19 protein-coding genes are annotated in these 19336 nt (G+C 72.1%); 11 read left to right on the top strand and 8 right to left on the bottom strand.

Annotation, left to right across the window (positions count from 1 at the left end):
• The first annotated feature begins 5 nt into the window (after window positions 1-5).
• The 3 genes from ABD691_RS16355 (at window position 6) to ABD691_RS16365 (ending at window position 2839) form a co-directional block, all read left to right on the top strand.
• Window positions 6-1085, top strand: a complete 1080-nt coding sequence (locus ABD691_RS16355) for an SPFH domain-containing protein (protein WP_344680558.1) — start codon at window positions 6-8, stop codon at window positions 1083-1085.
• A gap of 97 nt (window positions 1086-1182) precedes the next feature.
• Entirely contained in the window at window positions 1183-1938 is a 756-nt protein-coding gene (locus ABD691_RS16360) for an SDR family oxidoreductase (protein WP_344680560.1), read from the top strand.
• An 85-nt stretch (window positions 1939-2023) separates the two neighbouring features.
• Entirely contained in the window at window positions 2024-2839 is an 816-nt protein-coding gene (locus ABD691_RS16365) for an arginase family protein (RefSeq protein WP_344680562.1), read from the top strand.
• Here ABD691_RS16365 and ABD691_RS16370 read toward each other — a convergent pair whose 3' ends face one another.
• On the bottom strand, window positions 2840-3613 hold the full coding sequence (locus tag ABD691_RS16370; RefSeq protein ID WP_344680564.1) for an SGNH/GDSL hydrolase family protein: 774 nt from the start codon (window positions 3611-3613) through the stop codon (window positions 2840-2842). It abuts the gene before it with no gap.
• A 137-nt stretch (window positions 3614-3750) separates the two neighbouring features.
• On the opposite strand from ABD691_RS16370, the gene ABD691_RS16375 reads away from it, so the two are divergent.
• Both ABD691_RS16375 and ABD691_RS16380 read left to right on the top strand, forming a co-directional pair.
• Window positions 3751-5157, top strand: coding sequence for a carboxylesterase/lipase family protein (locus tag ABD691_RS16375; RefSeq protein ID WP_344680566.1), 1407 nt, complete (start codon window positions 3751-3753; stop codon window positions 5155-5157).
• 89 nt (window positions 5158-5246) lie between these two features.
• Window positions 5247-6626, top strand: coding sequence for a GntP family permease (locus ABD691_RS16380; RefSeq protein ID WP_344680568.1), 1380 nt, complete (start codon window positions 5247-5249; stop codon window positions 6624-6626).
• Window positions 6627-6657: 31 nt separating this feature from the next.
• On the opposite strand, the gene ABD691_RS16385 is transcribed toward ABD691_RS16380, so the two are convergent.
• Window positions 6658-7365, bottom strand: coding sequence for a FadR/GntR family transcriptional regulator (locus tag ABD691_RS16385; protein ID WP_344680570.1), 708 nt, complete (start codon window positions 7363-7365; stop codon window positions 6658-6660).
• An 80-nt stretch (window positions 7366-7445) separates the two neighbouring features.
• Here ABD691_RS16385 and ABD691_RS16390 point away from each other — a divergent pair, with 80 nt between their 5' ends.
• Together ABD691_RS16390 and ABD691_RS16395 are read left to right on the top strand one after the other, a co-directional pair.
• Window positions 7446-7964 carry a gluconokinase gene (locus tag ABD691_RS16390; protein ID WP_344680572.1) on the top strand — a complete coding sequence of 173 codons (519 nt, stop codon included), beginning with the start codon at window positions 7446-7448 and terminating at the stop codon, window positions 7962-7964.
• Between the two features lie 66 nt (window positions 7965-8030).
• Window positions 8031-8228 (top strand): hypothetical protein, encoded by a 198-nt coding sequence (locus ABD691_RS16395; RefSeq protein WP_344680574.1) that lies wholly within the window; start codon window positions 8031-8033, stop codon window positions 8226-8228.
• A gap of 7 nt (window positions 8229-8235) precedes the next feature.
• Here the strand turns inward: ABD691_RS16395 and ABD691_RS16400 are convergent, their stop codons facing one another.
• Window positions 8236-9264, bottom strand: coding sequence for an LLM class flavin-dependent oxidoreductase (locus tag ABD691_RS16400; protein WP_344680576.1), 1029 nt, complete (start codon window positions 9262-9264; stop codon window positions 8236-8238).
• A gap of 233 nt (window positions 9265-9497) precedes the next feature.
• Between ABD691_RS16400 and ABD691_RS16405 the strand changes: the two genes are divergently transcribed.
• Genes ABD691_RS16405 through ABD691_RS16415 form a run of 3 tightly spaced genes read left to right on the top strand, consistent with a single transcriptional unit; the run spans window position 9498 to window position 13229 of the window.
• A complete protein-coding gene (locus tag ABD691_RS16405) occupies window positions 9498-11765 on the top strand; it encodes a molybdopterin-dependent oxidoreductase (protein ID WP_344680577.1) in 2268 nt (755 codons plus the stop codon).
• Window positions 11765-12304 carry a DinB family protein gene (locus ABD691_RS16410; RefSeq protein ID WP_344680578.1) on the top strand — a complete coding sequence of 180 codons (540 nt, stop codon included), beginning with the start codon at window positions 11765-11767 and terminating at the stop codon, window positions 12302-12304. Before ABD691_RS16405 ends, ABD691_RS16410 begins: the two co-directional genes overlap by 1 nt.
• Before the next feature lie 22 nt (window positions 12305-12326).
• Window positions 12327-13229, top strand: coding sequence for an RluA family pseudouridine synthase (locus ABD691_RS16415; protein WP_344680579.1), 903 nt, complete (start codon window positions 12327-12329; stop codon window positions 13227-13229).
• Between the two features lie 3 nt (window positions 13230-13232).
• Here ABD691_RS16415 and ABD691_RS16420 read toward each other — a convergent pair whose 3' ends face one another.
• Window positions 13233-13496 (bottom strand): hypothetical protein, encoded by a 264-nt coding sequence (locus ABD691_RS16420; RefSeq protein ID WP_344680581.1) that lies wholly within the window; start codon window positions 13494-13496, stop codon window positions 13233-13235.
• Between the two features lie 146 nt (window positions 13497-13642).
• Entirely contained in the window at window positions 13643-15157 is a 1515-nt protein-coding gene (locus tag ABD691_RS16425) for a molybdopterin-dependent oxidoreductase (RefSeq protein WP_344680583.1), read from the bottom strand.
• 139 nt (window positions 15158-15296) lie between these two features.
• Between ABD691_RS16425 and ABD691_RS16430 the strand changes: the two genes are divergently transcribed.
• Window positions 15297-16349 (top strand): NAD-dependent epimerase/dehydratase family protein, encoded by a 1053-nt coding sequence (locus ABD691_RS16430; protein WP_344680585.1) that lies wholly within the window; start codon window positions 15297-15299, stop codon window positions 16347-16349.
• Here ABD691_RS16430 and ABD691_RS16435 read toward each other — a convergent pair.
• The 3 genes from ABD691_RS16435 to ABD691_RS16445 are packed head-to-tail and all read right to left on the bottom strand — an operon-like array spanning window position 16339 to window position 19312.
• On the bottom strand, window positions 16339-17361 hold the full coding sequence (locus ABD691_RS16435; RefSeq protein WP_344680587.1) for a sensor histidine kinase: 1023 nt from the start codon (window positions 17359-17361) through the stop codon (window positions 16339-16341). The two genes, ABD691_RS16430 and ABD691_RS16435, sit on opposite strands and share 11 nt — an antisense overlap.
• Complete coding sequence (locus tag ABD691_RS16440; RefSeq protein ID WP_344681306.1) at window positions 17358-18047, bottom strand: response regulator transcription factor; 690 nt, start codon at window positions 18045-18047, stop codon at window positions 17358-17360. The genes ABD691_RS16435 and ABD691_RS16440 overlap by 4 nt, the downstream gene beginning before the upstream one ends.
• Window positions 18041-19312, bottom strand: a complete 1272-nt coding sequence (locus ABD691_RS16445) for a hypothetical protein (RefSeq protein ID WP_344680588.1) — start codon at window positions 19310-19312, stop codon at window positions 18041-18043. Before ABD691_RS16445 ends, ABD691_RS16440 begins: the two co-directional genes overlap by 7 nt.
• Window positions 19313-19336: the final 24 nt, after the last annotated feature.

Genomic DNA, 19336 nt, shown 5'->3' on the forward strand with positions numbered 1-19336 from the left:
AATCCATGAACGAACACGAAGAGCAGCTGACGCAGGACCAGCCCGACCTTCCGGTCGAACAGCCAACCGTCGAACCGATGCCCGATCTCCCACCCCCTCCGGTGCGGCTGTTCGTACCGATCATCGCCGAACAACGCCTGGGGCCGCTGGAGTTCCTCCAGCGGAGGCCACCGGTCAGCTCTCGCGTCTCGCGGGTCTTCGTCACCGTCACCGGCGAACATCTGGTCTTCCAGCCCAGCAGCCAGCCGACATTCGGCGATCTCATGATGAAGGGGATCCGCACCGTCTACGAAGTCAATATGGGCAGGCACGTGATCCGGATCGAAGCGGATCTCCCCAGCCGGGGCGACGCGTTCGACTTCCGCGCCGACATCGATGTGCACTGGCGGGTCTCCGATCCCTCTCGCGTGGTTCTGGACGGAGTTCCGGACGTCCGCGCCGCCCTGTCGCCCGCCATCCTCAGTGCCCTGCGCAAGATCACCCGCCGGTTCGACGTCGAGCAGGTCGAACTCGCCGAAGAAGCCGCCAACCAGGAACTCGCCAGACGAGCGGTCGGCACCGACTTCGGGCTGTGGACGGAGGGGTTCGTCCGGTTGGCCATGGACCAGGCCAGCAGGGAACACGCGGGCATCCGGCGGCGGCTCACGCGCGAGAACGTGGCGGAGACCCTGACCCAGGAAGTTCGCACCAGGCAGGAGGAGCACCGCAGGGAGGTGCTGGAGGCACGGGTGGCGCACTACCGGTCCATCATGGCCGCCGGGGATCTGAGCCAGTTCGCCCTTCGGCTCGCCGAACGGCCCGACGAGGTCGAAGCGGTGGTCACGGCGTTGATCAACGAACGCGACAACCACCGGCATGACACCTTCAACTTCATCACGCAGCTGCTGCAGTCCGACGCGCTCGACCGGTGGGAGGTCGACGACCAGATCCGGACGACTTTGCAATGGCTCAAGGACAACGCAATCCGCAAGGTGATCTCCGGCACCGAGGACACCCGTCAGCTGTCGCCGACCGGATCCACCGACCAGACCGGAACCCAAGACCCGGCACCGTCGATGACCAGCGGTACCGCGTCTCGGGTCTGACCAGTCCGTCGATGACTGCTCTCGGGCAGCCATCCCCGGACCCACCCACTTGCGACGCCGTGCTACCGACCGGTAAGAACGTGCCGGGAGGCCACAGATGCGCAAGAACATCCTGATCACCGGTGCGAGCGCGGGGCTCGGCATGGGCATGGCGCGGGAGTTCGCCGCCAGGGGCCACGGCCTGGCGCTGTGCGCGCGCCGCACCGAGCAGCTCGACGAGCTGCGCGACGAGCTCACGCGGCGGCATCCGGGGATCACCGTCGTGATCCGCAGGCTCGACGTCAACGACCACGACGACGTCTTCGCCGCGTTCCGGGAGTTCCGGGACCGGCTGGGCTCGCTGGACCGGATCATCGTCAACGCCGGGCTCGGCAAGGGCCAGCCGCTGGGCACCGGGTACTTCTACGCCAACAAGCAGACCGCGGAGACCAACTTCGTCGCCGCGCTCGCGCAGGCCGAGGCGGCGATGGAGGTGCTGCGCGAGCAGCGCTCCGGGCACCTCGTGCTGATCTCGTCGATGAGCGCGGTGCGCGGTTTTCCCGGCAACCGCACCACTTACGCCGCGACGAAGGCGGGGCTGGCCGCGCTCGGCGAGGGGCTGCGCGCGGAGGCGCTGCGGTCCAAGCTCCCCGGGGTGAAGGTCAGCACGATCTACCCCGGCTACATCCGCACCGAGATGAACGCCAAGGTTCCCAACACCCCGCTGATCGCGTCGCTGGACAAGGGCTGCCGCGCGCTGGTCAGGGCGGTCGAGCGGGAACCCGCGCGGGCCTACGTCCCGCCGTGGCCGTGGGCGCCGCTGGGCGCCCTCATGCGGGTCCTGCCCCTCCGGGCGCTGGTCCGGATGAGCTGAACGGTGTCCGATGTGGACCTCGAAGGCTGCCAACGGCGTGCGAAATCGTTGCGCTCCTGCGGCGGCGAGCTGTTAGTTTCGCGTGGTGACAGCACATGACTTCGCTCTGACCGCCTTCCGCGCCCGCTGCGGTGATCACAACGATCTCGCCATGCGAGGATCGGCGGCCGTCGCCGCCGGGCTTTCGCGGCGCCTGGGAATTCCGGTCGAGCAGGTCGGTTCGCCCGAGCCCGCGCTCAACGCCGGCTGGAAGACCGAACTCGACGCGGCACTGCCCGCGTTGCGCGAACTGGCCGACACCTACGAGCGCCTGTTCCGCACTGGACGCACGCCGCTGACCGCGATGGGCCGTTGCAGCGCCGCGCTCGCGACCCTGCCCGTGGTCGCCAGGCACCGGCCGGACGCGTGCGTGGTCTGGTTCGACGCGCACGCCGACCTCAACACCCCCGGCAACACCACGACCGACTTCCTCGGCGGGATGGCGCTGTCCGGCCCCGCCGGGCTGTGGGACTCCGGGCTCGGCGACGGTCTCCGCCTCGGCAACATCGTGCTCGGCGGCGCTCGGGACATCGATCCGCCGGAGCAGCGGCTCATCGACAGCGGCGCCGTCCGGCTGGTCCCGCCGGGCAGCCGCATCGCCGAAGACCTGCGGGCAGCCGTCGCGGGCAGGCCGGTCTACTTCCACCTCGACTGCGACGTCCTCGAACCGGGCACGGTCCCGACCGACTACCGCGTCCCCGGCGGGCTGTCGCTGACCGACCTGCACGCGGTCTGCGAGGTGCTGGCCGAGCACGAGCTGGTCGGCGCCCAGATCGCCGAGTTCGAAGCGCCCGAGGACCCGCCTGCCGTGCCGGAACCGCTGCTCGACGCGATCCGGCCGCTCTGGGACGCGCGCCCGTAGTCACGTCCGGGCCGGTACCACGGGGGTGAGAGCGGGGCGTTTGGCCACCGGGCGGGCTCCGGACGTCCGCCCGAGCAGGTTCCTCCCGAGCCAGGGCGCGACGAAGGTCGCGAGCCACTTCAGCTCGGTTCCGGCGTGCTGCCACCGCGACCGCGGTGGCAGGGGCGGCAGCGGCGTGGTCCAGCCGTCGTCGCTGCCCGGCACGCCCAGCGCGTGCGCCACCGCCGCCGCGAAACGGGCGTGCCCCTCGGCGTTGGCGTGCAGGCGGTCGACGCAGTACAGCCGCTGATCGGCCACCGCCGGGTGCGGGAACGCGTCGACGAGCGTGGCTCCCCAGCGGCGGGCGGCGCGCCGGATCCCGGCGTTGAGCGCGATCACCCTGGGCACCAGGTAGCGCGCGACCGGCATGATCCGGCCGATGTCGGGGTAGGTCATGGCGACCACGTGCGCGCCCGCGTAGGTCAGCTCGCCGAACATCGCGTCCAGGTCGGCGGCGACCCGGGCGACGTCGGCCCGTGGCCGCAGCAGGTCGTTCATCCCGGCGCAGACGGTGACCAGGTCCGGCCGCAGCACCAGCGCCGCCGGGACCTGCTCGGCGCGGACCTGGCTCGCCAGCCTCCCGCGCACGGCGAGGTTCGCGTACCGCAGGTCCGGTCGCACCTCGGCCAGCCGCTCGGCGAGCCGGTCCGCCCAGCCCCGCAGCGCGCCCCCCGGACCGATGTCGTAGAGCCCTTCGGTCTGGCTGTCGCCGACCGCGACGTAGCGCTGGAACATGGCGATCTGTCTAGCACAGGCCGAGCATGACCAAAAATTTTTAGTATCCACAGAGGATTTCCCGGATTCACCTGCGTGGAGCCAGGTTCGGTCTAGGCTGGACCCGGCAACGACGAGTGCGAGGTGAAGAAGCCGACGTGGACGTGGAGATCGGCGACGGCGCCCTGCGCGGCGCCGAACGGGACGGAATCCGGGTGTTCAAGGCGGTTCCCTACGCCGCGCCACCCGTCGGCGAGCTCCGGTTCGCCCCACCTCGGCCGCCGGAGCCGTGGCCGGGGGTCCGCGACGCGACCCGGTTCGGCCCGTCCGCTCCGCAACCGGGCCCGTCCGGTGTCGTCGGGGACGAGAACTGCCTGCACCTCAACATCTACGCGCCCGCCGGCGGCGGTCCGCACCCGGTGTTCGTGTGGATCCACGGCGGTGGCGCGGTGATCGGCTCCCCCAACGAGTACGACGGCACGATGTTCGCGCGGCACGGCGTGGTCGTGGTGACCGTCGGGTACCGGCTCGGCGTCCTCGGGCTGCTGCACCTGCCCGAGGTCTTCGGCGGCGGCAACTTCTCGTTGCTCGACCAGGTCGCGGCGCTGCGCTGGGTTCGGGACAACATCGCCGCGTTCGGCGGCGACCCGGAGCGGGTCACCGTCGGCGGGGAGTCCAACGGCGGGCGCACGGTCGGGACGCTGCTGGCGGCACCGGCCGCGCGCGGCCTGTTCCAGCGCGCGATCGTGCAGAGCGGGACCGGGGTCGGAGTCGTCGTCGGCACCCCGGAGGAGGCCGCGACGACTGCCGACGCGGTGCTGGCCGAGCTCGGCACCGACGCCGGGAGCCTCCGCGACGTCCCCGTGCGGCGGATCATCGAGGCGCAGTCGGCGGTGTCGGCGGCCTCGCCGATCGCGGTGCCGTACCAGGTCGTGGTCGACGGCACGACGCTGCCGCGGCGGCCGATCGACGCGGTCGCCGCCGGAGCGGCCCGCGATGTCGCGCTGCTGATCGGGCACAACCACGACGAGCAGGACCTGTTCGCCGCGCTCGCCGGCGTCACCGGGTTCCGCACCGACAACTCGATGACCGTCGACGCCGCCACGACCGCCGCGGCCACCGCCGCCTACCGGGAGCTGCTGGCGGACTGGACCGACGAGCAGGTCCGGCGGCACGTCGTGACGTCGTCGGAGTGGTGGCTGCCCGCGATCCGGTTCGCCGAGGCGCACCTGGCAGGCGGCGGGCGGGCGTGGATGTACCGGCTGGACTGGCGGATCGCGCCGCGCGGTGAGGGCATGGGCGCCCCGCACACCCTGGACCTGCCGTTCGTGTTCGGCAGGGTCACGCCCCGGCTGCGCGCCGTGCTCGGCAGGCTTGACTCGGATCGGGCGAAGGCGGTCACCCGGGCCATGCACTCCGAGTGGATCGAGTTCATCGCCGACGGCGAGCCCGGCTGGCCCGCCTACGACCGCGCCGAGCGCGCCACCTTCCTGTTCGACGACTCGTGCCGGGTCGTCAGCGACCCGGACGTCGCGCTGCGGCGGGTGTGGGACGGCCGCATCTGACGAGGTCCGGTTCAAATCCCGGACCCACTGTTGTAATCGTATGACCATTGAGGCAGAGTGTCCGCACACTCAACGTCGAGGAGCCTCACGTGGAAACGATCCAACCGGCCTACGGGGTGGGCCCGCTGCTGCTCATCGCGGCCGCCGCGGTCGGCTTGCTGCTGCTGCTGATCATGAAGTTCCGGCTGCACGCGTTCATCTCGCTGGTGCTGGTGAGCCTGCTGGTCGGGCTCGCCACCCGGATCCCGTTCGACAAGCTGGTGGACACCCTGCTGGACGGGTTCGGCAGCACGCTCGGCACCGTCGGCCTGCTGGTCGGTCTCGGAGCCATGATCGGCAGGCTGCTGGAGGTCACCGGCGGCGCCCAGGTGCTGGCCAACACCCTGATCAACCGCTTCGGCCCCGGCCGCGCCCCGCTGGCGCTGGGCGTGGCTTCACTGATCTTCGGCTTCCCCATCTTCTTCGACGCCGCGTTCGTGGTGTTCCTTCCGATCATCCTCAGCGTCGCCCGGCGCTTCGGCGGCTCGGTGCTGCTCTACGCGCTGCCCGCCGCGGGCGGTTTCGCCGCGATGCACGCCTTCGTCCCGCCGCACCCCGGCCCGGTGGCCGCCGCCGAGCTGGTCGGCGCGGACATGGGGCTGGTCATGCTGGTCGGGCTGGCCGTCACCATCCCGACCTGGTACCTCGGCGCGTACCTGTTCGCGCAGATCACCGGCAAGCGGCTGAACGTCCCGGTCCCGGAGCTGACCGAGGGCGGCACCGAGCAGGACGGCTCGGGCGCGCCGCTGCCGCGGTTCTCCACGGTCGTCGGCGTGCTGCTGCTCCCGCTGGTGCTGATCTTCCTGCACACCGGCCTGGACACGCTCGCCGCCGCGGGCGTGGTCGACGGCGACCAGACCTGGGTCCAGGTGCTGCAGATGGTCGGCGAGACCCCGGTCGCACTGCTGGCCACCGCGATCGTCAGCATCATCGCGCTCGGCCGCGGCCGGTCGAAGGCCGACGTGGAGCAGATCGTCAACGGCGCGCTGGCGCCGGTCTGCGCGATCATCCTGATCACCGGTGCCGGCGGGATGTTCGGCGGCGTGCTGCGCGCCAGCGGCATCGGCGGCGCACTGTCGGACAGCCTGAACACGATCGGCCTGCCGCTGATCGTGGCCGCGTTCGTCATCTCCACCGCGCTGCGGGTGGCGCAGGGCTCGGCGACGGTCGCCATCACCACTACCGCCGGGCTGCTGGCGCCGACGGTGGCCGCGACCGAGGGGCTTTCGCCGCTCTACCGGGCGCTGCTGGTGCTGGCCATCGCGTGCGGCGCAACCGTGCTCTCGCACGTCAACGACTCCGGGTTCTGGCTGGTCGGCCGGTTCCTCGGCATGGACCTCAAGACCACGCTCAAGACGTGGACCGTGCTGGAGACCCTGCTCGGCGGGATCGGGTTCGTGTTCGTGCTGCTGCTCAGCACGGTGGCCTGAGACCGTGGCCGCCCGGACCAGCGGTGCGCGGTCAGCGGAGCTCGGGATCGGCCACCGCGGCCACCACCTCGGCGACGATGCCGCGCATCGCCACCTCGGCCACCTCGGCGTCGCCCGCCGCGATCGAGGACGCGACCAGGGCGTGCAGCCGCAGCGCCTTCTCCTCCGGCGTGGGCGGCATGAGGTGGTGCACGGTGCGGCCGGTCAGCACCTCGGCGACGACGTCGGACAGCCCGGCGAACATCTCGTTGCCGGAGGCCAGCAGCACCAGCCCGTGGAACTCGATGTCGAGGTCGAGGAACTTGTCCAGCTCGCCTGCCCGGCCGGTGGCGTCGAGCCGCCTGCCGACCTCGGCGAGGCGGGCGCGCTGGTCGTCGGTGGCGTTGACCGCGGCCTGGGCCGCGGCGGCCGGTTCGACCGCGGCGCGCAGGGCGGTCAGCGACCGCAGCTGCGCGTCGCGGCCCCGGCCCGCCAGGCGCCAGCGGATCAGCTGCGGGTCGAAGACGTTCCAGCGCTCGGTGGGGGTGACCGTGACGCCGGTGCGCGGCCGGGTCACCACGAGCTGGATCGACTCCAGCACCCGGACCGCCTCGCGGGCGACCGTCCGGGAAACGCCGAACTGCTGCTCGATGCGCTCCAGGGTGAGAACGTCGCCGGGGCGGTACTCACCGCCCGCGATGGCCGGGCCGAGCACGCCGAGGACCCGGTCGTGCAGGGTCTGTCGGTCCGGGACCGCCATCACCGGCACCCCTCCCCCTGATTCGTATGACGATTGAAACGCGGATGTTCCAGACATCCGATCCTAGAAGGGAGAACGGCGTGACGACCCAGGTGGTGGTCATGGGTGTGGCCGGTTCCGGCAAGACCACGGTCGCCGAGCTGCTGGCCGGCCGGGCGGGACTGGAGTTCGTGGAGGCGGACCGGTTCCACTCACCGGAAAACATCGCCAAGATGAGCGCCGGCACTCCGCTGACCGACGCCGACCGGCTGCCCTGGCTGCGCAGCCTGTCGGAGTGGATGCGCGACCGCCGGGCGGCCGGTTCCGCCACGGTCCTGGCCTGCTCGGCGCTCAAGCGCCCGTACCGCGACATCCTGCGCGAGCACGCCCCGAACCTGAAGTTCGTGCACCTGCACGGCCCCGAGGAGCTGGTGCTCGCGCGGATGGCGAGCCGCAAGGGGCACTTCATGCCGACCGCACTGCTGGACTCGCAGTTCGCCGCTCTGGAACCGCTAGAGGCCGACGAGGACGGCATCACCCTCGACCTGGCCGAGACCCCGGACCAGCTCGCCGACCGCGCGCTGTCCTGGCTCGGCCTGGCCAGCGACCTGCGAGCCTGAGCGGTCCGAACGGATTTTCGGCCGATCGTGTCCCACGCGTGATCCGGATCCGCCAGGCTGTGGGGCATGGACCGTCAACCCAGCGCCCTGAACGCCGCGGTGGCCGACCTGGAACGCGCACTCGCCGGACGGCCGGCGGAATCGGTGTCCCCGCGCGACGAGGACACCGGACCGCCCGGGGACGAGCCCACCGAGGACAAGGGCGCTGAGGACAAGGGCACAGGGGACAAGAGCGCTGGGGACGAGCCCGCAGGAGACGAGTGACCGCGGCTCAGCGCAGCTGCGGCAGGACCTCGGTCGCGAACAGCTCCAGCGATTCGGCGACCTTGCCGTACGGCAGACCGCCGACCTGGACGCCGAAGATCATCACGTCGTGGCCGAAGCGCTCCCGGTACACGCCGATCTTGTCGATGATCTCCTGCGGGCTCCCTGCGAAGAGCCCGCCGCCTGCGATGTTGCTCTCCAGCGTGTGGCCCGCGGGCTCGTCCCCGATCCCGCCGCGGTCGCGGGTCGGGTCGCGGTCGGCCCACAGGGCCTCGTAGTACGGGCGCAGGTCGTCGCGCGCCTGTTGCGAGGTCTTGCCGACGAACAGCATGCCGCCGGATCCGACCCGCGCCTGCTTCGGGTCGTGGCCGTAGTGCTCCCAGCGCTCGCGGTAGTGGTCGACGAGCACGCCGTAGTTCTCCATCGGCTGGATCGCGTTGGCGACGAAGATCGGGTCGCCGTGCTTGGCCGCGAGGTCCGGCGAGGAGCGGCTGGTCGCGACCCCGTGCCAGATCGGTGGCGGGCTCTGGAGCGGCCGCGGGATGCTGGTGAACGGCTCGTCGATCGTGCGGAACCGCCCGGAGAACGTCACGTCCTCCTCCCGCCAGAGCCGCCGGAGCAGTTCGTAGTGCTCGGCCAGGAGGTCCCACTGGTGCTCGCGGTCGTAGCCGAACACGGTGTAGGGGCTGGGCGAGTTCCCCTTGCCCACCACCAGTTCCAGCCGCCCGTGCGAGAGGTGGTCGAGCGTGGCGTAGTCCTCGGCGACCCGCACCGGGTCCAGAGTGCTCAGCAGCGTCACCGTGGTGATGAGCCGGATCCGGCTGGTCCGCGCGGCGATCGCGGACAGCACCACGGGCGGCGCGCTGGCCACGAATCGTCCGGCGTGGTGTTCGCCGAACCCGAAGTAGTCCAGGCCGAGTTCCTCGGACAGCGTCGCCAGCCGGACGACGTCGTCGAAGTACTCGGTGGTCGTCAGCTTCCGGCCGCTGACCGGATCCGGTTCGGTACTGCCCAGGCTGAGGATGCCGAGCTGCATCGCGCCACCTTCTCGATCGGAGTGGAGCTCAGGACGGACGGGGCCGGCGGTTAGGTCAACGCACGAGAGGTTTCAATTGGAACCGACCCGCAGCGCCGAACGTAACCAGCGCCCCACGCACCGTCAACGAGTCCACAGTGGAATCCCACGATGTGCGATGGCACCTGGCTCACCAGGGGGAATCCGGGCGACACTGGCCGTCCCCCAACGGAAACCGAACGCAGGAGCCGACCATGAGCTGGTCCCCGACGACCTCGCACTGGGGCGCCCACCGCGCCCGCGCGGCCACCGGCGGGACGGTCGAGGTCACCGGCCACCCCGACGACCCCGCTCCGGCCGACCTGCTGCGCAACGCCGACGCCGTCGCGCATCCGACGCGCGTGCGCGCGCCCGCGGTCCGGCGGGGCTGGCTGGAGGGCGGCGGGGTCCGGGGATCCGACGAGTTCGTCGAGGTCGGCTGGGACACCGCGCTCGACCTGGTCGCCGAGCAGCTGCGCCGGACACCGAACGAGGCGGTCTTCGCCGGTTCCTACGGCTGGGCCAGCGCGGGCCGGTTCCACCACGCCCAGAGCCAGCTGCGCCGGTTCCTCAACACCATCGGGGGCTGCACCACGTCCCGCAACACCTACAGCACGGGAACGTCCGAGGTACTGCTGCCCCACCTCGTGGGCGACGCCGACATCGTGATGCGCCACTGCGACACCTGGGACACGGTCCGCGAGCACACCGACCTCGTGGTCGCTTTCGGCGGGCTGTCGGCCAAGAACCTGTCGGTCACGCCCGGTGGGCTGACCCGGCACTCCAGCGCGGTCGCGGTCGGGTCGCTGACCGGTTCGGGCGTGGAGCTGGCCGTGATCAGCCCGCTGGCCGACGACGGACCGCCCGGCGCGCGCTGGTATCCGGTCACGCCCGCCACCGACGTCGCGCTGATGCTCGGCCTCGCGCACACGCTGCTGGCCGAGGACCTGCACGACCGCGAGTTCCTGACCACCCGCTGCACGGGCTTCGACGTCTTCGCCGAGTACCTGCGAGGAATGCGCGACGGAGTCGCCAAAACCGCGGACTGGGCGGCCGGGATCTGCGGGCTGCCCGCCGACGACATCCGCGCCCTGGCCCGGCGGATGGCCGCGGGCCGCACGCTGGTGACGGTCTCGTGGTCGCTGCAACGCATCCGCCACGGCGAGCAGCCGGTGTGGGCGGGCCTGGCGCTGGCGGCGATGCTCGGGCAGATCGGGCTTCCCGGCGGCGGTTTCGCCCACGGTTACGGGTCGATGGGCGACATCGGCGAGGCCGGACCGCTGCGGCAGTTGCCGACGCTGCCGCAGGGCCGCAATCCGGTGTCGTCGTTCATCCCGGTCGCCAAGGTCGCCGACATGCTGCTGCACCCCGGGCAGGAGTACGACTACGACGGGCAACGGCGCACCTTCCCGGAGATCCGGCTCGTCTACTGGGCGGGCGGCAACCCGTTCCACCACCACCAGGACCTCAACCGGTTGCGGCGCGCGTTCGCCGTGCCGGAGACGATCGTCGTCCACGAACCGCACTGGACGGCCACCGCGCGGCACGCCGACATCGTCCTGCCGGTGACCACGACGCTGGAACGCGAGGACATCGGAGCGGGCCGCCGCGACACGCATCTGACCGCGATGCACCGGATTCTCGACCCCGTCGGGCAGGCGCGCGACGACCACGACATCTTCCTCGGCCTGGCCGAACGGCTCGGCACGGCCGAGGAGTTCACCGAGGGCCGCAGCAAGCGGCAGTGGCTGGAGCACCTGTACTCGCGCTGGCGCGCGGACCTGGCGGCCGAAGGCCACGATCTCCCGGAGTTCGCCGAGTTCTGGGCCGCCGGGCAACTCCGGATGCCCGCGACGCCACCGCGACGCCCGCTCGCGGCCTTCCGCCGGGGCGAACCGCTCGCCACGCCGAGCGGGCGGATCGAGCTTTTCTCCGAGACCATCGCCGGGTTCGGCTACCCGGACTGCCCCGGCCACCCCACCTGGCTCGCGCCCGAGATCTCCGACCGGTGGCCGCTCCGGCTGATCGCGCACCAGCCGAGAACCCGCCTGCACAGCCAGGGAGATGTCGGCTCGCTCAGCCAGGAATCCAAAGTGGAGGGACGTGAGCCGGTGCGGATCAACCCGCGCGACGCCGCCGAACGGGGCATCGCCGAGGGGGACGTGGTCCGCCTGTTCAACGACCGCGGGGCGTGCCTGGCGGGCGCGCGGCTGTGCGACGACGTCTCTCCCGGTGTTGTCGTGCTCGCGACCGGCGCCTGGTTCGACCCGCTGGAGGACCCGGCCCAACCCGGCGGCACCCTGTGCGTGCACGGCAATCCCAACGTGCTCACCGCTGATGTGCCGACTTCTTCGCTGTCCCAAGGGTGTTCCGGACAGCAGGCGCTGGTCCAGGTGGAACGCCAGCACGGGGAGGCCCCGCCGCTGCGCTACCTCGCCCCACCGCGCATCCTGGGCGGTGACGAGCAGTCGGTGGAGGCGTGATGATCTGGCGTGACGAGCTGGTCGGGCAACTGGACTTCTACTGGGAGCAGCACCTCTGGCCGCGCCTGGAAGGGCTCACCGACGACGAGTACCTGTGGGAGCCGGTCGAGGGGTGCTGGAGCGTACGCCGCGGGCCGGGCGGCGGCTCCATGATCGACTGGACCTGGCCGGTGCCCGAACCTCCGCCGGTCACCACGATCGCCTGGCGGCTCGCGCACGTCGCGGTCCAGGTGTTCGGCATTCGCGCCAGCAGCCATTTCGGCGACGGTTCGCTGACGATCACCACCGCCGAGTGGCCGGGCGACGCCGCGACCGGGCTGGAGATGCTGCGCACGAACTACCATTGGTGGCGGGACGGGATCCGCGGCCTCGACGAGACCGCGCTCGCCGCGCCCGTGGGCGAGGCCGAAGGCCCGTGGGCCGAATACCCGTTCGCGACGTTGATCCTGCACCTCAACCGCGAGGTCATGCACCACGGGGGCGAGATCGCGCTCCTGCGCGACCTCTACCGGGCCGGGTACGCCCGCGCCGGTTCCTGACCAGCGGTTACGCTGGCGAGTGATGCGACGCAGGCTCCGGTCCCCACTCCCCCAGCGCGATGGTCTCGACGCCATGCGGCTGCGGCTGCCCGCAGGCGGGCCGTGGGCGACGGTGCGCGATCACCTCGTCGACCGGCTGCCGATCGGGGCCGAGCAGGTCGACGCGATGTTCCGCGCGCGGGCCGTCGTCGACCTCGACGGGCCGCTGGAGCCCGATGCGCCGTTCGTGCCCGGCGGCAGCGTGTGGTTCCACCGGGAGCTGCCGGAGGAAGCGCCCGTGCCATCGGAGATCGGCATCGTCCACCGCGACGACAACATCCTGGTGATCGACAAACCGCACTTCCTGGCGACCACGCCGCGAGGGCGGCACGTCGCGGAGACCGCGCTGGTGCGGTTGCGCCGGGATCTGGACCTGCCCGATCTCAGCCCCGCTCACCGGCTGGACCGCACGACGGCCGGGCTGGTGCTGTTCGTCATCCGCCCGGAGCTGCGCGGCGCGTACCAGACGATGTTCCAGAACCGCTTGGTGCACAAGGAATACGAGGCGATCGCGCCGTTCGACCCCGGGCTGGCGCTGCCCCGCGCGGTGCGCAGCCGGATCGTCAAGGAGCGCGGTGTGCCCGCGGCTCGGGAGGTCCCCGGTGAGCCCAACGCCGAGACGGTCGTCGAGCTCGTCGAGCACCGCGGCGGGCTCGGCCGGTACCGGCTGCTGCCGCGGACCGGCCAGACCCACCAGCTCCGCGTCCACCTCAACGCGCTGGGCGTCCCGATCCTCAACGACGACCTCTACCCCGTCGTCGCGCAGCGGCCGCCGGACGACTTCAGCGCTCCGCTGCAACTGCTCGCGAAGGTCCTGGCTTTCACCGATCCGGTCACCGGGGTCGCACGCCGGTTCCACAGCGGGCTCGCGCTCGGCTCCTGGTGACCGTCACGGGTTGGTCCGGTCGGCGGCCCCGTAGATCAGCCAGTCCGAGATTCCGCCCAGCTTCGAGGCGATCAGGTCGGCCTGCTGCGGAGCGATGCCGATCTCGCGGCCCGCGGAGTCGACGATGCGGACCTCGGGCAGCCGCACGGTGATCGTGACCTCCCCGTGGTCGGCGAACGCGGGAATCCGCCAGGTCCTGGACTCCGGGACGCCCGCCATCAGACCGGCCTCCCACTCCGCGCGCTGGCGCTGGACGTCGGACTGCATCACAACCTCGACCTTCGCTCGGCCCACCCGGAATCCGGGCCTGTCACAAGCGAATTTGACACGACGCGGCGCCGGCGTGCACTCATCCGATCTAGTCATTGTGGACGGACGAGGCGCGCGGAGATCATGGAGGCGAAGCCGCCGCGCTAACCGGCGCAGCCGAACACCACCGAGTGCCAGCCGGTGGCGCCGTCGGGCAGGACCGGCTGCCGGTTCCCGGTCTGGGTGCGGCCCGCGCGGTCGGTGGCCCGGCACTCCACCACGTGCTGTCCCGGCGGGAGGTGGAAGGTCACCCGCCACATCCGCCAGGTGTCGCGGCCGACGTCGGTCGCCAGTTCGGCCTCCCGCCAGGGCCCGCCGTCGACGCGGACCTCCACCCGGTCGATCCCGGTGTGCTGCGCCCAGGCGACGCCGGCGACCGTGACCGGGCCCGCCGGGACCGACGACCGCGGCCTGGGCCGGTCGATCCGGGACTGGGTCTTGACCGGAGCCTGCTTGGCCCAGCCGCGCTTCTCCCAGTAGTGCCTGCGGTCGAAGGTGGTGACCTCGGCGTCGACGAGCCACTTGGTCGCCGAGACGTAGCCGTAGAGGCCGGGCACGACCATCCGCACCGGGAAGCCGTGCTCGAAGGGCAGCGGCTCGCCGTTCATGCCGACCGCGAGCATCGCGTCCCGGTCCGCCTCCAGCAGCACGTCCAGCGGGGTTCCGGTGTCGAACCCGTCGGCGCTGGTGGTGAAGAGCTGCTGCGCGCCGGGCCGGACCCCGGCCTCCAGCAGCAGGTCGCGCACCGGCACGCCGTGGAACTCGGCGGTGGAGATCAGATCGCCGCCGACCTCGTTGGACACGCAGGCGAGGGTGATGGTCCTGATGATGAGCCCGCGGCGCAGCAGGTCCTCGTAGCCGAGGTCGAGTTCGCGGTCGACCATGCCGTGCAGGCGCAGCCGCCAGTCCTCGGCGCGCAGCTGCGGGACGCTCAGCGCGGTGTCGATGCGGTAGAAGTTCCGGTTCGGGGTGAGGAACGGGACTCCGCCGGAGCCGGTGAAGTCCGCGCCCGGCGGTGGCGGGGTCACCGGCGGGATCCTCGCGCCGGCCAGCCGCCGCGACTCGTCGGCGCCCGTCCCCGATCCGGCGAACGCGCCGACCGCGCCTGCGACCCCCGCGCTCGCCGCCAGCGAGACCGAGGTCGTGAGGAACCTCCGCCGGTCCGGCCGCGTTCCGGCCTCGTCGGCCGAGACCGCGCGGTGCAGCGTCAGGAAGGCCCAGATGCCGGTGACCGGTGCCGCCAGCGGAGCAAGCAGGGCTGCCGGGGCGAAGTCCGGGCGGACGGCCACGGCCGCGATCCCGAGCAGGCCGAACGCGCCGATCAGGATCACGCCGGGCCAGGGCGCGCGGCGCGACAGCAGCCCGCCCGCGACCGCGAGCGCGCCGATGACCAGGGCCATCCCGATCAGCAGCGCGCTCTTGTCGGCGGTGCCGAAGATCCGGATCGCGAAGTCCTTCACCGGGGCCGGGGTCAGGTCGATCGCGGTGTTGCCGACCGCCAGCAACGGTGACGAGCGCGGCGAGAGCACACCGGCCAGGAGGTGTCCGGACGCGAGCGCGACCGCCGCGCTCACCAGGCCCACGACGGCCGCCTGCGGGCGCGGGATGGGTGCAGTCATGACGCCATTCGACCGCGCGGCACCGGGTTCGTCCACTGGGGAGCGCGCGCCGTAAGACACGCGTAAGAGGGATGACCGAAGGCTGACGTCGGTGGCCGGAACCTCCCGCCACCGGTCCCGCGCGCCTACCGTCGGCGGGGTGCGAGTTCTTGTCACCGGCGGTGCCGGATTCATCGGTTCCCACGTAGCTGACGCGCTGGCCGGGCGCGGCCACGACGTGGTGCTGCTCGACGCCCTCCTGCCCCAGGCCCACGGGTCGGTCCCCGAAGTCGGGCACCGGCTCGTGCGCGGCGACGTCCGCGATCCGGATCTCCTCCGCGACCTGCTGCGCGGTGTCGACGTGGTCTGCCACCAGGCGGCCATGGTCGGGCACGGCGTCGATCCCTCGGACATGCCCGACTACGCGTCCCACAACGACTGCGGGACCGCCGTCCTGCTGGCTGCGATGCACGCGGCGGGCATCGGGAAACTGGTGCTTGCGTCGTCGATGGTCGTCTACGGCGAGGGCCGGTACCGCTGCGCCGAGCACGGGACCGTCCGGGCGGCCTCCCGGCGCGCCGACGATCTCGATGCCGGCCGCTACGACCCGCGCTGCCCGCGATGCTCGGCGGTGTTGGCGCCCGGACTGGTTCCTGAGGACGCTCCTCTTGATCCCAGAAGCACTTATGCGGCAACAAAACTGGCGCAGGAGCACCTGGCGGCTGCGTGGGCGCGGCAGACCGGTGGCGGCGTGTGGGCGTTGCGGTACCACAACGTCTACGGGCCCCGGATGCCCAGTGGAACGCCGTATGCGGGTGTGGCGTCGCTCTTCCGCTCCGCGCTGCACCGTGGCGAGGCACCGGCAGTGCTGGAGGACGGCAAGCAGCTGCGCGACTTCGTCCACGTCACCGACATCGCGGAGGCCAACGCCCTCGCCGTCGAGGCTGATTCGCCCGAAGTACTCGAAGCGGTCAACGTCTGTTCCGGGCACCCGCACACGATCGGCGAGCTGGCCGAGGAACTTTCCAAGGCGTGCGGCGGGCCTGCGCCGAAGGTGGTCGGTGGTGCGCGGGCCAACGACGTGCGGCACGTCGTCGCCGACCCCGCAAAGGCCCGAGCGGTTCTTGGTTTCCGCGCCGCTGTGGGATTTTCCGACGGCATCGCCGAGTTCGCGCACGCTCCGCTGCGCGCTCCGGCTGCCGTCACGTCCTGACGTGGTCGGGTGTCGCGAGGGGAATCCTGACCTCGAAGCGGCATCCGGGGCCGTGGTTGCGAGCGGTGATGCTCCCGTTGTGGGCGTGCACGAGTCCCTGCGCGATCGCCAGCCCGATGCCCGCACCCGAGCCGGTCCGCGAGGCGCTGCCCCGGAACGCCACGTCGAAGACCCGCGCGAGGTCGTCGGGCGGGATGCCGCCGCACGCGTCGTCCACCCGCAGCCAGCCCTGCGCCCCGTCGCTCCCGGCCGCCAGCACCACCGCGCCCTCGGCCGGGGTGTGGCGGATCGCGTTGGACAGCAGGTTGCGCACCACGCGGGCGAGTTCCGGATCGCTGCCCGACACCACGGGCCAGTCGCTGGGCTCGGTGCGCAGCCGCACCCCGCCGCGCTGCGCGACCGGGTTCTCCGCCGCCACCGCCTCGCTGACCACGTCGGCCAGCGGAACCGCCGACATGCTCAGCTGCAGGGCCCCCGCGTTGATCCGGGACAGCTCGAACAGGTCGTCCACCATGCCCGACAGCCGCCGCGCGTCGTTGTGGATCCGGCCCGCGTACTCGCAGACCTCGTCCGGTTCGGTGACGACCCCGTCCGAGAGCGCCTCGGCCATCGCGCGGATCCCGGCCAGCGGGGTCCGCAGGTCGTGGCTGATCCAGGCGACCAGTTCGCGCCGGGACGCCTCTGCCGCCCGCTCGCGAGCTCTGGCCTCCCGCTCCCACACGCTGCGGCGGGCGATGCTGCAGCCGAGCACGACCGCCAGCGGCACGGTCACCACCGCGACCGCCGTGCACACCACGACGACCATCGTCATCTGCGGCCCGAACATGAACCCGGTTACGCCGAGGACTCCGGTCAGCGTCGCCACCAGCGGCACCAGCACCAGCACGGTCAGCGCGGTGGTCAGCGACCGCCTGCGCAGCAGGTAGAGCAGCGCCGCGCCGAGCAGCGCGACCGGTAGCGACAGCGCGATCGCGTACGGGACGACGTGGCTGAGTTCGGTCAGCACGTTCATGACGGCTCCAGCGGGTCGTAGCGGTAGCCGACGCCCCAGACCGTGGCGATCCGGGCCGGACGGGCCGGATCGGGCTCGATCTTCTCCCGCAACCGTCTCATGTGGACGGTGACGGTGGAGTGGTCGCCGAAGCTCCAGCCCCACACCCGCTCCAGCAGCTCGGCGCGGGAGAAGGCGCGGCCGGGGTTGCGCAGCAGGAAGGCCAGCAGGTCGAACTCGCGGCCGGTGAGCGCGAGCTCGGCGCCGTCGAGGGTGCCGCGCCGGGCGCCGAGGTCCAGCCGCAGCGGGCCGTCGGAGACGGTCTCGCCCGCCCCCGGCGGGCTCGCCCCCGCCCGGCGCAGGATCGAGCCGACCCGCAGCACGAGCTCGCGCGGGCTGAACGGCTTGACCACGTAGTCGTCGGCGCCGGTCTCCAGGCCCAGCACCCGGTCGGACTCCTCCCCGAGGGCCGTGAGCAGCACGACCGGGACCGCGCTGGTCTCCCGCAGCCGCCTGCACACGTCGAGCCCGCCGACGCCGGGCAGCATCAGGTCCAGCACCACCAGGTCCGGCCGATGCCGCTCGTGCAGCTGGAGCGCGGTCTCGCCGTCACCGGCGAGCTCCACCTCGTAGCCCGCCCGCTCCAGGTAGCGGCGGACCACGTCGCGCACCGAGGTGTCGTCATCGACCACGAGCACCTTCACCAGTTCGTCACCACCAGATGGTTCACCGCGAGCGCGGTGATCGCCTGCACCGCCAGCCACCCGCGCCGGTGCGCCGCCGGGAGGAGCCATGCCCCGGCGGCGAACCAGACGGCGAAGGGCAGCCAGATCCGTTCCACCTCGGCCTTGCTCAGCCCGGACAGGTCCGCCGCCAGCACCGCCAGCAGCGCGGCGGCGACCAGTCCCGCCGATCGCCACCCCACGGCCGAGCGCCGGACCACCACCGCGGCCACCGGCCCCGCCGACAGCAGCACCGCACCGAGGTTGCCCCACACCCAGTAACTGTACGGCCGCTGGGCGAATTCTCCCTGGTAGTAGCGCTGAACGACCAGCTCGTAGCCGTCGAACCACCAGAACCCCGCCGCGGCGAACGCGGCCACCACGGCCAGCGCCGCGACGGCCGCGGCGACCAACGGCACGACCCGCCGGGTCGTCAGGGTGATCGCGAGGACGAACGCGCCCGCGAGCACGAGCCCGTAGTTGAGGAAGATCGCCCACCCCAGCAGCGCTCCCCCGGCCGCCGCCGACCGGACCGAGCCGACCGCGAACAGCGCGATGCCCGCGGCCACGACCGCCATGAACACGCCGTCGGCCGACACCCCGACCCACACCGCGCCCGGGAACAACACCAGGAACGGCACCGACGCCCTGGCCGCGTCGGCGCCGTGGAGCGCCCGGACGGCGATCGGCACCGAGATCGCCACCGTCGCACCGGCCAGCAGCGACAGCATCCCCGCCGCGGCACCACCGCCGAGGCCGATGCGGTCGAGCCAGACGTAGAGCAGCAGGGCGCCCGGCGGGTGACCGGACACGTGCACGGTCCACGAGCCCGGGGCGAGCAGGACATGGTCGGTGAACCCGCTGAGCATCGCCGGGATGTCGGTCACCCGCGGCACGTCGTGCAGGTACTCGGGTTCGTGGGTGAGGCGGCGGGCGATGCCTTCCTGCCAGCCCTCGATCATCGCGAGCGAGAAAGTCCACAGCAGAGAGCCGAGGTAGCCGGTCGCCAGCAGGCCGCGCCAGGACAGCCGGTCGGCCAGCGCCGGTCCCCAGGCGATCACGGCCGCCGCCGTGAGCAGGGCAGGCGGGGTGCCGGGGCCGGCGTGGGGCAGCCAGTAGCCGAACAGCGGAGCCGAGTCGGCGAACAGCGGAACGCCGGCCTGGTTGAGCCGGAAGCCCGCCACGGCGACGGCGAGGATGATGCCGACTGCGATGGCGCACGCGATCAGGTCGGCTCGAACAGGACGCACTCGCGCGAAGGTAGTCCGGCCACC

Source organism: Saccharopolyspora taberi (genome assembly GCF_039534165.1).
GTDB lineage: Bacteria > Actinomycetota > Actinomycetes > Mycobacteriales > Pseudonocardiaceae > Saccharopolyspora_D > Saccharopolyspora_D taberi.

Coding starts and splice junctions, on each gene's coding strand:
- ABD691_RS16425 (WP_344680583.1), bottom strand. CDS start 15,157: ATGACTGCACCCATCCCGCGCCCGCAGGCGGCCGTCGTGGGCCTGGTG.
- ABD691_RS16405 (WP_344680577.1), top strand. CDS start 9,498: ATGAGCTGGTCCCCGACGACCTCGCACTGGGGCGCCCACCGCGCCCGC.
- ABD691_RS16420 (WP_344680581.1), bottom strand. CDS start 13,496: ATGCAGTCCGACGTCCAGCGCCAGCGCGCGGAGTGGGAGGCCGGTCTG.
- ABD691_RS16400 (WP_344680576.1), bottom strand. CDS start 9,264: ATGCAGCTCGGCATCCTCAGCCTGGGCAGTACCGAACCGGATCCGGTC.
- ABD691_RS16435 (WP_344680587.1), bottom strand. CDS start 17,361: ATGAACGTGCTGACCGAACTCAGCCACGTCGTCCCGTACGCGATCGCG.
- ABD691_RS16395 (WP_344680574.1), top strand. CDS start 8,031: ATGGACCGTCAACCCAGCGCCCTGAACGCCGCGGTGGCCGACCTGGAA.
- ABD691_RS16385 (WP_344680570.1), bottom strand. CDS start 7,365: ATGGCGGTCCCGGACCGACAGACCCTGCACGACCGGGTCCTCGGCGTG.
- ABD691_RS16415 (WP_344680579.1), top strand. CDS start 12,327: ATGCGACGCAGGCTCCGGTCCCCACTCCCCCAGCGCGATGGTCTCGAC.
- ABD691_RS16410 (WP_344680578.1), top strand. CDS start 11,765: ATGATCTGGCGTGACGAGCTGGTCGGGCAACTGGACTTCTACTGGGAG.
- ABD691_RS16360 (WP_344680560.1), top strand. CDS start 1,183: ATGCGCAAGAACATCCTGATCACCGGTGCGAGCGCGGGGCTCGGCATG.
- ABD691_RS16370 (WP_344680564.1), bottom strand. CDS start 3,613: ATGTTCCAGCGCTACGTCGCGGTCGGCGACAGCCAGACCGAAGGGCTC.
- ABD691_RS16355 (WP_344680558.1), top strand. CDS start 6: ATGAACGAACACGAAGAGCAGCTGACGCAGGACCAGCCCGACCTTCCG.